Genomic DNA, 12804 nt, shown 5'->3' on the forward strand with positions numbered 1-12804 from the left:
AAGCTAGGTCCCCCAGCAGACTGGCCACACGGTCAAGATAAACCAGCTCAGCAACCGCCCGCGTGACGCTTCGAAAAATCAGCCGGGCGTGGCGGCCAGCTCCGGAACGCGGTCGACGATGTCTTGGCTCGTCTCCTGGTCTCGGCGCTGAAGCCCGGCAAATCCCATCGTCGCTCCCAGGACCAGGCCCAACGCCAAGGCATCCATCGGCATCTCCGGCAACGGCCAGACCGCGGATATCGCCAGCAGGCTGGCACTGACCGCCGCGCTGATTTTGGCCGGCGCCGACGCGCCTCGCACCGCCTTGAGTATCGGTGTGGCCGCGAACCATGCAAACACCGCCATGCCAACGGCCCCGGCTTTGGCCAACCACCACTGATAGAAGAGGTGAGAGTAGGTGGGGCCCAACTTCCACGCGAACGCATCCGGGTCGTTCCCGGTCGGCAGCTGGTAGGCGTAGCCCAGACCATGGCCGAAGATCGGCGCCTCGGCGATCGCGGTATTGAGCCGGGCGTTTTCCCGCAGTCGGTCCAGCGTCGAGTCGTCCACGGCGAGCGCGCTTGTCGAAATCCCGCCGAGCACCCGCTGGCCGAATGCGGTGAACTGATCGCTGAGCCACGCCCCGGCCTGCGAATGCTGCAGCAAGAACAGCGATCCGGGCACCGTGATCGCCAGGGCCGCCACGCTGACCGCGATAACCGTGACCATCCGCCGCAGGGCCGGCAACCCGAAGCTGGAAAGGAACGCGACAAAGGCGGCGACCACCATGGCGATCAGCGTGTTCCGGGAGAAGGACAGCAGCGAGATGATCAACGCGGGCGGCCCCAGCGCGTAAAGCATCACCGGCTTCACCCGGCCGACGATCGCGGCGGCGACCAGTGCGGCCAGCACGGCGGTTGCCGGTGTCTGGGTGGACAAGACGATGCGCAGGGCCTGGCCGGCGCCCGTCGCCTGTTCCAGGCTTTCCGCCCGGCCGGCCAGCCGAACGGCATGCAACGAACTGACGATCGCCATGCCAGCCGAAAACCAGAGAATGACGATCACCACGCGGATCAACCATGCGGTGTAATGGCCGTAGACGACCAGCATGCCCAGCACGAACCCGCCGACCATTTCGAGCAGCGTCGTCGATTCACGCGCCACCATCAGGTCGTCGTGCCCGGCCCAGAATCCGTAAAAGGTGTAGAGCACCACGGTCATGGCGAACACCCCCGGCAGGAGGTAATCGGAAAACCGCGGTCGCACGATCGGGATCAGGTACAAGATCGCCAGCACCGCGGCGATTTGGTAGGCGTAGATCGCGACCGGACCGATCACCTTGCCGACGTGCAGACCTTCCGGCAGTGCCGCGAACGCCCCGAACAGCGTGATCGCGACCATCCCTTCGGGTTTCACCCAGTACACGACCAGGCAGAACAGGGCGGCGATCAGCATCACGCCCTCGGTGGTTCGACGGACGGACAGCACGCCGAACAGGAAGCATCCCAACAGGAACACAGCCAGCAGAGCAACAGCCACTATCAGGCGATCGCGACTCCGCAGGTAGAAAATCACGACGACCCGCTGAGTTTTCCCCGGTAGGCGCGGGCGGCGGCCCTGCTGTGCACGGACGGTTGGGCATCGGTCAGCACGGTTCCGACGATCTGCGCGCCGGCCGCACGCAGCGCTGCCAGCGCGTCGGTGAGTTCATCGACGGTGGTGCGCTTCGCGCGCACCACCAGCACAGTGGCTTGAACCGCGCCGGCCAGCAGCCCGGAGTCAGCCGTGGCCAACACCGGCGGGCCGTCGACCACTGTGTGCCCGAACCGCGAAGACAGGTTCGCCAGCACGTTGTCGATTACGTCCGGCGTGAACGCGCTGGCGGGCACGCCCTCGCCGCGGCGGCCGGACCGGGCCGCAAGCAGGAACAGCCTCGAAATCGGGGTCGGCCGCACGGCTTGCACGGCGATGCTCGGGTCGGCCAGCGCATGCGCCAACCCCTCTCCTGATTCGACGCTCAGCAAACCGGCGATCACGGGCCGCCTGGTGTCGCCCTCGATGAGCAGGACGTCTTGGCCGAGTTCGGTGAATGCCCGCGACAGGTTCAGCACCGTCGTCGTGGTTCCCTCACCGCCGAAGGGCGCCGCCACCAACACCCGGCGCGCATCGGGTCCCATGGCCCTGGTCAGCCGGGTGCGCAGGCCCCGGACCGCGTCGTCGAATGCGATATCGGTGCCGAATTTCGGTGCGGTGCCGCGCTTTCCGGGCAGCTCCCCCAACGTCGGCAAGCCCGAAAGTTCTTCCAATTTCTCGCGGGTGCGAACCGTGCGATCGGTCGCCTCGCGGGCCAGCGCCACCGCGATACCAAGAAGCAGGCCGGCGACCAGTCCCAACGCTATATTGCGCACCGGCGACGGGGCGATCGCGTGATCGGGTACCCGAGGCGCCTCCACCACTCGCGCCCTGGCTACCGGCAACGGTTTGGGGGTGGGCTGCCCGGGCACCTCCGGCGGCAGGGGCGCCTCACCCGTGTCGGGTCGCGGCGTGGTCGTTGGGGGCGCTCCGGTGTTCGAGTGCCCAGTCACGCCGAGCGTCGGGACCATCACGGCGAACTGGTCGGCCATCGCTCCCGCCAGCGCCGCGGCACGCACCGGATCGGTGTCTCTGACCGCGATCGTGAAGAGCATCGACTTCGCGGTGTATTTCACCTGCGTTTGGCTCACCAGAACATCGGGGCTCATCGGAACCTGGAGCTGGCTGATCGCGCGCTCGGCCACCGTGCGTCCGCCGGCGATCTGGGCGTACGACGACAGCCGTTCCTGCGCGGTCAGCGTGCCGTTGTACAGCTCGGTCAGGTCAGTGGCACCGGAAAACGAGATCAGGATCGTGGCCGACGACTGGTAATGCTTCGTCTGCAACGCCGTGACGACGACGGCACCGACGAGACAGGCCAGGAACGCGCCCGCGGCGAGCTTCCAGTGCGCGCCGACAATCCGGACGAAGGTACGGAAATCCATCCAACTAATACCCTTCTAACATCCCCAGTCGGTGCAGAGCATACATTTAGTCTCTTTCATGCCCGCTGAGCAAACTCATCGTTCATTATGCAGCATCGTCAAATCGAGATTCCCCCGTCTGCCCAGGCAGTAGCGGCCTTTTGCGGAGGCACCCTACGCGCCATTCACTGGCGGGGGGTGGAGGTGACCACATCGCGCGGTATGTCGAGCGTCGCGACGGGATACCAGCCGGTTCCGTCCCGCCCGTCGCGGGCCAACTGCATGGGCGGATAGTTCACGACATGCGACGCCGCGGGCTTGTGCTGTTGCCAGGTGGCCGCGGCCTGCACGGTGTAATTCCCGGGCGGCAAGCTCCCGATGTCGATGGTCACGGTTTCGGTGGTCGACGCCGGGGCCGGCTCGGTACCGGAGTTGTCCCGGTGGACCAGGGTCTTGAGGTTCACCGTCGAGGGCATCTCGCGGATCACCGCTCCCGAGAAATCCACCAGCCGGTAGCCGGGGACCCATTTCTCGGTTGTGCCGGCGGAGCCGTAGTTGGTCCAGGTGACGGTGATCGTCGCATCCCCGTCGTGAACCGATTGCGAGCCCTGCCGCGCCTCGGCCGAATACCGGTAGCCGGCCGAGACGTTGGCTGTCGACCACAGTAGGTACAGCGCCGGGTCCATCGCCGTGGTCGCATTCACGGCGGGGAAGTTGAAGCTCGATGTCATCGACACGTGGTATTTGACGACGTCGCGCAGGCCCTTCTCGTAGTAGCTCTTCGGGTCGGTCCCGTCGGGCAGCTGGCACCATTCGGTCATCACCAGGCCCGACGCGAGCCGGTCCTTCAGTTGGTCGATGAGCCGATCTTTCGTCTGTACATAGTGCGAACCTTCCGACTCGGCCCACACCGGCAACGGCGCGTAGACGCCGAGGCAATCCGACCGGATACCCACCGGCACCGACAACGCTTTTGTCACCCAGTCGGCGAGCAACTGCCGCGTGACGTCCGGGTTCATCGGGGTTACCACCAGTTGGGTGCGGGGGAAGGCGTTGACGTTCGCCGCGACGAGCTTCGCGATCGACGCGCTGGTGATGGTCTGGTCGCGAAACTGGCTGTAATACCCCAGCTTCGCGACGCTCTCCTCCGGCGACGGTCCTGGGGCACCCAGCTTGTCGCGCAGATAGGCGATATGGTTCTCGCTGAAATCCCCGTACCCGGAGAACTCGAAGACGCTGAGCCGCTCGTCGCCGTCATAGCGGCGGCCCAGGGCCGCGAGCAGCCGGCCGAACGCGTCCAGATAGCGCTGGTCATTCCAGTTCGGCACCACCTGCGTCACGCCGGGCGTCCACCAGTACTTGGGCGGCGAAGGATAGTCGGTGGCCACCGGCCGCATCCAGTCGGGTATGGCGATGCTGGTGTTGGTCGGGTAGGTCGTGTCGCAGCAGGAGCTGTAAGCGACCACCCGAATCGTCATCCGCATGTTGCGGCTGGCGAGCTTCGTCAATGCATCGTCGATCGCGCTGAAGTCGAACTTGACATCGTCGGGAGCGTCGGGGGGCAGCGTGGCCGGATCGGTGGGCTGCAACTGCCGCCACGTGATACGCATGCCGGCGTCATACGACGCCGGCCACGGCGGGTACCGCCGCTGCGCGGGGTTGACCTGCGGGAAAAGCGGCATCATGAGGTCCTCGTACTGCCCGCGCAGCGGATTCGGCACCTCCTGCACGCTCAGCGGTATGGCCGGACTGGCAATCGCGCTCAGCGGCTCGGGGCCACTCGGTTGACTACAGCCGCCCAGGGCCAGTGCCGCGCACACCACAACGGCCGCCGTAATCTTGCTCGCTATTCGGACCACGTTGCGATGCTAGATTGCGCCCTGCGACAAAGCCTCACGATCGGCCAGGAATGGCATCGGCATCCAGCGCGCCGACAGTAAAGCCTCCATCGCATCGCCGGGGACAGGTCTCGACAGCAGGAAACCTTGCGCGCGGTGACACCCGTGCTGCATCAAAGTCAGTGCGGCAGCAGGCGTCTCGACTCCCTCGGCGACGACCTGCAGACCGAATGCTTCGGCCAGCCCGATGATGGCGCGAACGATGGCCAGGTCGCCGGCGTTGGTCCCCAGGTCGCGCACGAATCCGGCGTCGATCTTGAGCATGTCGACCGGCAGCGACTTCAGGTGCGACAGCACCGCATAACCCGTGCCGAAGTCGTCGATGGCCAGCTGCACACCGATCTCTTTGAGCTCCACGAGGGTGTTGAAGGTGGTGTCGATGTCGTGCACCACGGCACGCTCGGTGATTTCCAGGCACACCGACGCGGCGTCGATGCCGAACTCTTCGATCGTGTCGGCCACGCTGCGAACGAAGCCGCGGGTGATCAGCTGGACGGGTGAGACGTTGATGCGCAGGATGGCGCCCAGCCCGACGCCGTTGGCACGCCAGCGGCTGAATTCGGCGCAGGCGGTACGCATTACCCAGCGGCCCAGCTCCCCGGCCAGGTTTGCCGATTCGGCCACGCCGATGAACGAGTCCGGCAGCAGCAGTCCCCAGATCGGGTGCCGCCAGCGGACCAGCGCTTCGGCGGCCACGACCGCGCCCGTCCACAGGTCGACCTCGGGCAGATAGTGCAGCAACAGCGCCTCGCTGCCGATATCGCTTTGGAGATGCAGCTCAATGTCGTTGCGGAACGCGCTCTTCAACGACATGTCGTCGGTGAACACCGCGATCTGGTTGCCGCCGGCGCGCTTGGCGGTCAGCACCGCCTCGTCGGCACGGCGCAGCAGGGCGGTGCAGTTGTCGCGCTCCGGCATGCCGACCGCCAGCCCGATGCTGACGGTGCGGCTGATCATGTGGCCGCCGATCGCCAGCCGCTCGCACAACATCCTCGACAAGCGGCGGGCGAACGATTCCGCGGTCTCCGGCGACATCGACTGCCCGGGCACGACAACGAACTCGTCGCCACCGAGCCGGGCGATCATGGCTTGGCTTCCGGCGCAGACCTGAATGCGTTGCGCGAACACCCGGATGAACCAGTCACCCGCGGTATGGCCCAGGTAGTCGTTGATCGGCTTCAACCGGTCGAGGTCGAGATACAGCACCGCGACGGGCCCCGGCTTTCCGGCGGCGAGCCGCTCGGACAAGTGCGCGACCAGCGCCCGCCGGTTGTACAGGCCGGTCAGATCGTCGTGCTCGGCCAGATAGCGAAGCTTCTCCTCGGCGGCGAGACGGGCTTGCAGCTGCGCGAAGAGGGCGGCGACCACCTCGAGCGTATTGATCTCCGTTGGCTTCCACTTGCGGGCGCCGAACCTGACGAACCCGAGCAAGCCGGTCGTGACCTCACCCGAGACCAGCGGCGCGGCTGCCAGGGAAGGAGTGGCGGGCTGCTGGGATCCCGGTAGCCGGCGCCACCAGGAACGGCGGGGCTGACCGGGCGATATCACCATCGGTTTCCTGCCCTGCTCGCATTCGGCGAGCAGCGGCTCCACGCCGGTGAAGGGGACGACGGCCGTCGTATCCGGATCGGGATCAGGAGCCTCGATTCGCAGCGGCCACTCCGCGACCAGCACCGAGGCGCGGGAAAGCTCGTCGCGGTGGCGCAAGAAGCCGGCGTCCAGATCGAGCCGCTCGACGAGCTGCGCGAGAACCTGTTGGCTCACCTGAGCCGCCGTGGACGCCGTAGCTTCCATCAGCTGGGTGGCGACCGAGGTTACGACCAGATCCAGGCTGCGCGGCATGGAGTCCTCCGGTATGGGGCGCATGTCCCGGCCGGGCGGCCAGATCGAAGCAGGTCACGGATCATATTAGTGGGAGAACGGTACCACGCATGACCCGTTTCCTCCTGGCGTACGAGCAGCGTCGACGCGCGGTAGCAGGGCCGCGTCAGCCGCTGGTTGAGGTCTGGTTGTCGCGCGGGATGTCAAGGGTTGCAATCGGGTACAGCCCAGATCCGTCGCGCCCGTCGCGAGCCAGTGCCATGGGGCCGTAGTTCATCACGTGCGACGAGCCCGGCTTGTGCTGTTGCCAATCCACCGAGGCGCGCAGCGTGTAGTGCCCCGGCGCCAATCCGGACAGGTCGACGTGAACGGTGTCGGTGGACGACGCCGGGACCGCCTCCTCGCGCGACGGGCTGGAATCGTCGTGGACCAAAGTCTTGAGATTGACCGTTGCCGGCAGCGTGCGAATCACCGCACCGGTGTAATCCACCAGCTTGTAGTTGGGCGCCCACTGCTCGGTGGCAGCCGCCGAGCCGTAGTTCGTCCACTCCACCGAGATGGCCGCGATCTTGCCTTGAATCGATTGCGATCCCGGCCGCGCTTGCACCGAATACCGGTACCCGGCAGCCGCATTGGCCTGCGCCCACAGCGCATACAGCTGGGGGTCCATCGCCGATGTCGAATCCCGGTCCGGGAAGTTCGCGCTCGACGTCATCGACACGTGGTACTTGACGACGTCATGCAGGCCCTTTTCGTAGTAGCCCTTCGGGTCGGCGCCAGCGGGCAACGAGCACCATTCCGTGATCACCGGCGCCGACGCCAGCCGCTGCTTGATCGCGTTGACGACCGCATCGTTGTTCCGGACGTACTGGGAGTCACCGGTTTCCGCCCAACCCGGCAACGGCGACTGAACGCCAAGGCAGTCCGAGCGGATGCCCACCGGCGCGGACAGCTTCTTCGTGACGTCGTCGGCGAGCAACTGCCGCACGATCTCCGGGTTCTGCGGATTCACCACCAGTTGCGTGTGGGGGAAGGCGTTGACATTCGCCGCCACCAGCTGCCGGATCGACGCGACGCTGATGCTGCGATCACGAAACTGGCTGTACCCGGAGAACTCGAAGACGCTGAGCCGCTCGTCGCCGTCATAGCGGCGGCCCAGCGCGGCCAGCAGCTGGCCGAACGCGTCCAGGTAGTGCGGGTCGTCCCAGTTCGGCACGACCTGCGTCGCCCCGGGGCTGTTCGGTGGCGCGGGATAGCTGGTGGACGCCGGCCGCATCCACTCGGGAATGGCGATGCCCGGGTCGTGCGCGTCGGAGCCGGAGGCGTAGATGCGGAGGGTGAGCCGCATGTTTCGGCTGGCCAGCTTGGTCAGCGCGTCGTCGATCGCGCTGAAGTCGAACTTGCGGTCATCCGGCGCGTCCGGGGGCAGCGTGGCCGGATCGGCGGGCTGCAACTGCCGCCACGAGATAGCAATGCTGGCGTCGTAGGAGGCCGGCCACGCCGGGTATCGCTGCTGCGCGGGATTGCCTTGCGGGAAAAGGGGATTCAGCAGGTCTTCATACTGGCCGCGCAGCGGGTTGGGAAAGTCGGCGACGCTGGGCGGTATGGCCGGACTGACCATCGCGGACAGTGGCCCGGGACTGCTGTGGCCGCCGCAGCCGCTCAGCAGGAGCGTCGCGCATGCGGCGACAGCCGCCGCGCTCCTGCTCAGTGTCCGGACCATCGTTGCGATGCTAGAGGGCTGCGCGCCCCTCGGTGCGGGGCGGCTGCGCGCCGCGGGCCCGGCTTCAGTGATACAGCTCACAATCGCGGCCCGAATTGTCACGCCTTGCCGTCCTGCGGTGTCTCAAGGGCACAAGTCCCGCGAGATTAGGAGACAGCAATGACCGAGAGCACACATGTCGTCATCGTCGGCGGTGGATACGCCGGCACCCTGGCGGCCAATCGCCTGCGGCAGCGGCCGGACATCGAGATCACCCTGGTGAATCCCCGTCCGGTCTTCGTCGAGCGAATCCGCTTGCACCAGCTGGCCGCCGATACCGGCGCCGCGACCGCCGACTACGGCACGCTGCTGGGCGACGGCATCCAGCTGGTCGTCGACGCTGTCGAGCGGATCGACGCGGCCGCCCGGCGCCTCGTGCTGACGTCTGGCACCGCGCTGGACTACGACTACCTGATCTACGCCGTCGGCAGTACCGGCGCGGTGCCCGCCCAGCTATCGGTGGCCGGGGCCGCCGAATTCGCGCACTCGATCTGCGACCTGGAAAGCGCGCAGCGGCTCCGCTACGCGCTGGCCGACTTGCCGCTGGGCGCACCGATCACCGTGGTCGGCGGCGGCCTGACGGGCATCGAAACGGCGTCGGAGTTGGCCGAGCAGGGCCGCCCGGTGACGCTGGTGTGCGGCGGCACGCTCGGAACGACGCTGAGCAAACGCGGCCGGCGTTCGGTGGCCAAGCAGCTGCGCCAACTCGAGGTCAACATCCTGGAATCCGTCGCCGTCAGCGAGGTCCGCTGGGACAGCGTCGTGCTCAGCGACGGCGCGGTGCTGCCCAGCGCGGCGACCGTGTGGACGGCCGGGTTCGCCGTGCCGGATCTGGCCACCCGCAGTGGACTGCACACCGACGAGCTGGGCCGGCTGCTCACCGACGAGACGCTGACCAGCGTCGACGACGATCGAATCGTCGCCGCGGGTGATGCCGCCGCGCCGTCGGGCCAGCCGTTGCGGATGAGCTGCCAGGCCGCCGGGCCGTTGGGGGCCCAAGCCGCCAACACCGTGCTCAGCCGTATCGCGGGAACCGCGCCGGCGCTACTGAACCAGGCGTTCACGGGGCAGTGCGTCAGCGTGGGTCGCGCCCACGCCACCATCCAGTTCGCGCGTAAGGACGACACACCGGTGAACGTGATCGTGGCCGGCCGAAGCGCCGCACCCATCAAGGAAGCCGTCTGCAAGGCCACCCTGTGGGCCATCCGGCGCGAGGCCGCCAAGCCCGGCTCGTACTTCTGGTTCAAGGGCGGTAGCCGGCCTCCTCAACCGGCCGACGCGCGGGTCGCGATCAAATGATCGCGACCCGCGAGCACGCGGAACGGTTCACGCTGCTGCGCCCATTGCTGTTCACCATCGCCTACGAAATCCTCGGCTCGGCCACCGAATCCGACGACGTGTTGCAGGACAGCTATCTGCGGTGGGCCGACGTCGACCTGTCGACGGTGCACGACACCAAGTCGTATCTGGCCCAGCTGGTGACCCGCCAAGCGCTCAACGCCTTGCGGGCCGGGGCCCGTCGCCGTGAGGAGTACGTCGGGCCGTGGCTGCCCGAGCCGCTGCTGCTCGACGACCAGGACCCGTCAACCGATGTCGTCCTGGCGGAATCGGTTTCGATGGCAATGCTGGTCCTGCTGGAAACGCTGAGCCCCGACGAACGGGCGGTGTTCGTGCTGCGCGAGGTGTTCGGTTTCGACTACGGCGAGATTGCCGACGCGGTGGGCAAACCGGCGCCGACGGTCCGCCAGGTCGCACACCGCGCCCGCGAGCATGTACGGGCGCGCCGCAAGCGCTTCGACAATGTAGACCCGCAGCGCAACGCCGCGATCACTGCGCAGTTTCTGGCCACCGCGGCCAGCGGCGACGTGGATGCGCTGATGGCGATGCTCGCGCCGGACGCCACCTGGATGGCCGACAGTGGCGGCAAGGTGTCCGCGGCGCGACGGCCCGTGGTCGGTGCCGACAGGGTGGCCAGGGCCATCGCCGGGCTGATGCGCAGGGCGGCAGCGGCGCTGCGCGTGGAAATGGTGAACTGCAACAGCGCCCCGGCGGTGTTGCTCTACTACCGCGGACAGCTCGAGGGCGTCATCACGTTAGAGATCGCCGGCGACCAGATCACCAACTTCTACGTGATGCGCAACCCCGACAAGCTGGCCGCCCTGACGACCGCCCGCGACATCAGCCGCGGCTGAGCGACGCCAGCCCTGGGGTGCGAAAATTCACCCTTCTGTCAAGCTAAGGCAGTGCGAATTGACCGGCTCGGCAACCTCGGCGAGGCACCGCGTGTGCTGCGCGCGATCGGTGATGCCACCGGCCGGCTCGGTCTGCCACCGCCCGCCGCCCTGACCGGCGAATGGTTCGGCGCGCTGGCGGTGATCGCACCCAGTCTGGCGGTACGCCCGGTGGACGTGGCGGACGCCTTCGAGGTCCCGCTCGGCTCCCCGCAGTCCCCCGCGGTGGGCGGTGGCTGGTTCGGCTACCTGTCGTATCCGGACGCCGGCGCCGACGGGCGGGGGCACCGGATCCCCGAGGTTGCCGGCGGCTGGACGGACTGCGTGCTGCGCCGCGACCGGGACGGGCAGTGGTGGTACGAAAGCCTCTCCGGGGCGCCGATGCCGCAGTGGCTGACCGCCGCGCTGACCGCGGCCCCGGGGCCGATGCGCGATTGCCGGATTCACTGGGATGTGGCCGACCGGGAGGCGCACCGCGGCGCGGTGCTGGCCTGTCTGGAGGCGATTCGGGCGGGCGAGGTCTACCAGGCGTGCGTGTGCACCCGGTTCACCGGGACGGTCGCCGGGAATTCGCTGGACTTCTTCATCGACGGCGTCGCGCGCACGTCGCCCGCCCGCGCGGCCTATCTCGCCGGCCCGTGGGGTGCGGTCGCGTCGCTGTCCCCCGAGCTGTTCCTGCGCCGTCACGGCGCGGTCGTGATGTCGAGCCCGATCAAGGGGACGCTGCCCGCCGACGCCTGGCCGTCGGCGTTGCGCGCCTCGCCCAAAGAGGTGGCCGAGAACATCATGATCGTGGACCTGGTTCGCAATGACCTCGGCCGGGTGGCGGTCACCGGCACGGTCAAAGTGCCCGAGCTGCTGGTCGTCCGGCGCGCGCCGGGCGTGTGGCATTTGGTGTCGACGGTATCGGCGCAGGTGCCGGTCGAGCTGCCCACCTCGGCACTGCTGGATGCCGCCTTCCCACCCGCGTCTGTCACCGGAACCCCCAAACACCGTGCCCGCCAATTGATTTCGCAATGGGAATCACACCATCGCGGAATATATTGCGGCACTGTCGGGTTGGCGTCACCGATCGCCGGATGCGAGCTCAATGTCGCGATCCGCACCGTGGAGTTCGACGCAGCCGGCGGCGCCGTGCTGGGCGTCGGCGGCGGGATCACCGCCGATTCCAACCCCGACGCCGAATGGGCGGAATGCCTGCACAAGGCCGCTCCCGTCGTCGGGCTGCCGTGCGCCGCGCCCGCCGCTGGCGTCGGTTGACGGTGGGTTACTCCTCGCTGCGGGACCGCAGCACCGCGTCGTACAGCTGGCGCGAGCGCACGTCGGGATGGGCCGCGGCCACCTCGGTGCAGGCGTCCTTGACGCGAACCCCCTCGGCGACGAGCTCGTGCACCCGGGCCACCAGCGACGGGACATCGGCGGGCGGGCTCGCGCCGGCCAGCACGACCGTGATCTCGCCGAGCACGCCGTCGGCCGCCCACGCCGCGAGTTCCTCGAGCGATCCGCGCACCACTTCCTCGTGCACCTTGGTCAGCTCCCGGCAGATCACCGCCGGGCGGGCACCGCCGAGCTGATCGACGGCATCGAGCAGACACGCCGCCAGCCGGCGCGGCGACTCGAAGAACACGCAGGTGCGCCGCTCGTCGGCCAGCGAGGCCAGCCAGGTTTTGCGCGCCCCGCTCTTGCGGGGGGCGAAACCCTCGAAGCAGAACTTCTCCGCCGGCAGACCGGACACGGCCAGCGCGGTGATCACCGCGGACGGTCCGGGCAAGCAGGACACCGGGACGCCGGCCTGCACGCACGCCACGACCATCCGGTAGCCGGGGTCGCTGATCAGCGGCATGCCGGCGTCGCTGACCACCAGCACCGTCGCACCGGCTTTGATCTCGTCGACCAGCGCGGGCACCCGCGCGGCCTCGACCTGATCGAACATGCTGACCACCCGGCCGGCGATCGCAACGCCAAGGGCTTTCGCCAGCGTTCGCACCCGCCGGGTGTCCTCGGCCGCCACCACATCGGCCTCGCCCAGCGCCGCGATCAGCCGCGGCGAGGCGTCCAGCGGCTGGCCCAGCGGGGTCGCACCGAGCAATAGGCGACCGTGGGACATGACGGACAGC

General features: G+C 68.0%; 9 protein-coding genes. 3 read left to right on the forward strand and 6 right to left on the reverse strand.

The genetic code is table 11. The features are described from left to right. Positions 1 to 78: 78 nt before the first annotated feature. The 5 genes from ACZY0B_RS17800 to ACZY0B_RS17820 form a co-directional block, all read right to left on the reverse strand. A complete protein-coding gene (locus ACZY0B_RS17800) occupies positions 79 to 1554 on the reverse strand; it encodes an O-antigen ligase family protein (protein WP_463765491.1) in 1476 nt (491 codons plus the stop codon). Then, on the reverse strand, positions 1551 to 2996 hold the full coding sequence (locus tag ACZY0B_RS17805) for a tyrosine-protein kinase domain-containing protein (protein WP_463765492.1): 1446 nt from the start codon (positions 2994 to 2996) through the stop codon (positions 1551 to 1553). Before ACZY0B_RS17805 ends, ACZY0B_RS17800 begins: the two co-directional genes overlap by 4 nt. 164 nt (positions 2997 to 3160) lie before the next feature. Further along, complete coding sequence (locus tag ACZY0B_RS17810; RefSeq protein ID WP_463765493.1) at positions 3161 to 4834, reverse strand: hypothetical protein; 1674 nt, start codon at positions 4832 to 4834, stop codon at positions 3161 to 3163. A 9-nt stretch (positions 4835 to 4843) separates the two neighbouring features. After that, the gene (locus ACZY0B_RS17815; RefSeq protein WP_463765494.1) at positions 4844 to 6715 is read right to left on the reverse strand and encodes a putative bifunctional diguanylate cyclase/phosphodiesterase; all 1872 of its coding nucleotides are present in this window, start codon (positions 6713 to 6715) and stop codon (positions 4844 to 4846) included. A gap of 145 nt (positions 6716 to 6860) precedes the next feature. Then, positions 6861 to 8417: a hypothetical protein gene (locus ACZY0B_RS17820; protein WP_463765495.1), complete on the reverse strand. Its 1557-nt coding sequence runs from the start codon at positions 8415 to 8417 to the stop codon at positions 6861 to 6863. 159 nt (positions 8418 to 8576) lie between these two features. On the opposite strand from ACZY0B_RS17820, the gene ACZY0B_RS17825 reads away from it, so the two are divergent. Genes ACZY0B_RS17825 through ACZY0B_RS17835 form a run of 3 tightly spaced genes read left to right on the forward strand, consistent with a single transcriptional unit; the run spans position 8577 to position 11947 of the window. After that, positions 8577 to 9755 carry an NAD(P)/FAD-dependent oxidoreductase gene (locus tag ACZY0B_RS17825; protein ID WP_463765496.1) on the forward strand — a complete coding sequence of 393 codons (1179 nt, stop codon included), beginning with the start codon at positions 8577 to 8579 and terminating at the stop codon, positions 9753 to 9755. Then, on the forward strand, positions 9752 to 10648 hold the full coding sequence (locus tag ACZY0B_RS17830) for an RNA polymerase sigma-70 factor (RefSeq protein ID WP_463765497.1): 897 nt from the start codon (positions 9752 to 9754) through the stop codon (positions 10646 to 10648). The genes ACZY0B_RS17825 and ACZY0B_RS17830 overlap by 4 nt, the downstream gene beginning before the upstream one ends. Before the next feature lie 51 nt (positions 10649 to 10699). Further along, on the forward strand, positions 10700 to 11947 hold the full coding sequence (locus tag ACZY0B_RS17835; protein ID WP_463765498.1) for an aminodeoxychorismate synthase component I: 1248 nt from the start codon (positions 10700 to 10702) through the stop codon (positions 11945 to 11947). Positions 11948 to 11954: 7 nt separating this feature from the next. On the opposite strand, the gene rsmI is transcribed toward ACZY0B_RS17835, so the two are convergent. Beyond that, the gene (rsmI, locus tag ACZY0B_RS17840) at positions 11955 to 12794 is read right to left on the reverse strand and encodes a 16S rRNA (cytidine(1402)-2'-O)-methyltransferase (RefSeq protein WP_463765499.1); all 840 of its coding nucleotides are present in this window, start codon (positions 12792 to 12794) and stop codon (positions 11955 to 11957) included. Between the last annotated feature and the right edge of the window lie 10 nt (positions 12795 to 12804).

It is taken from the genome of Mycobacterium sp. IDUB_19 (assembly GCF_055419445.1).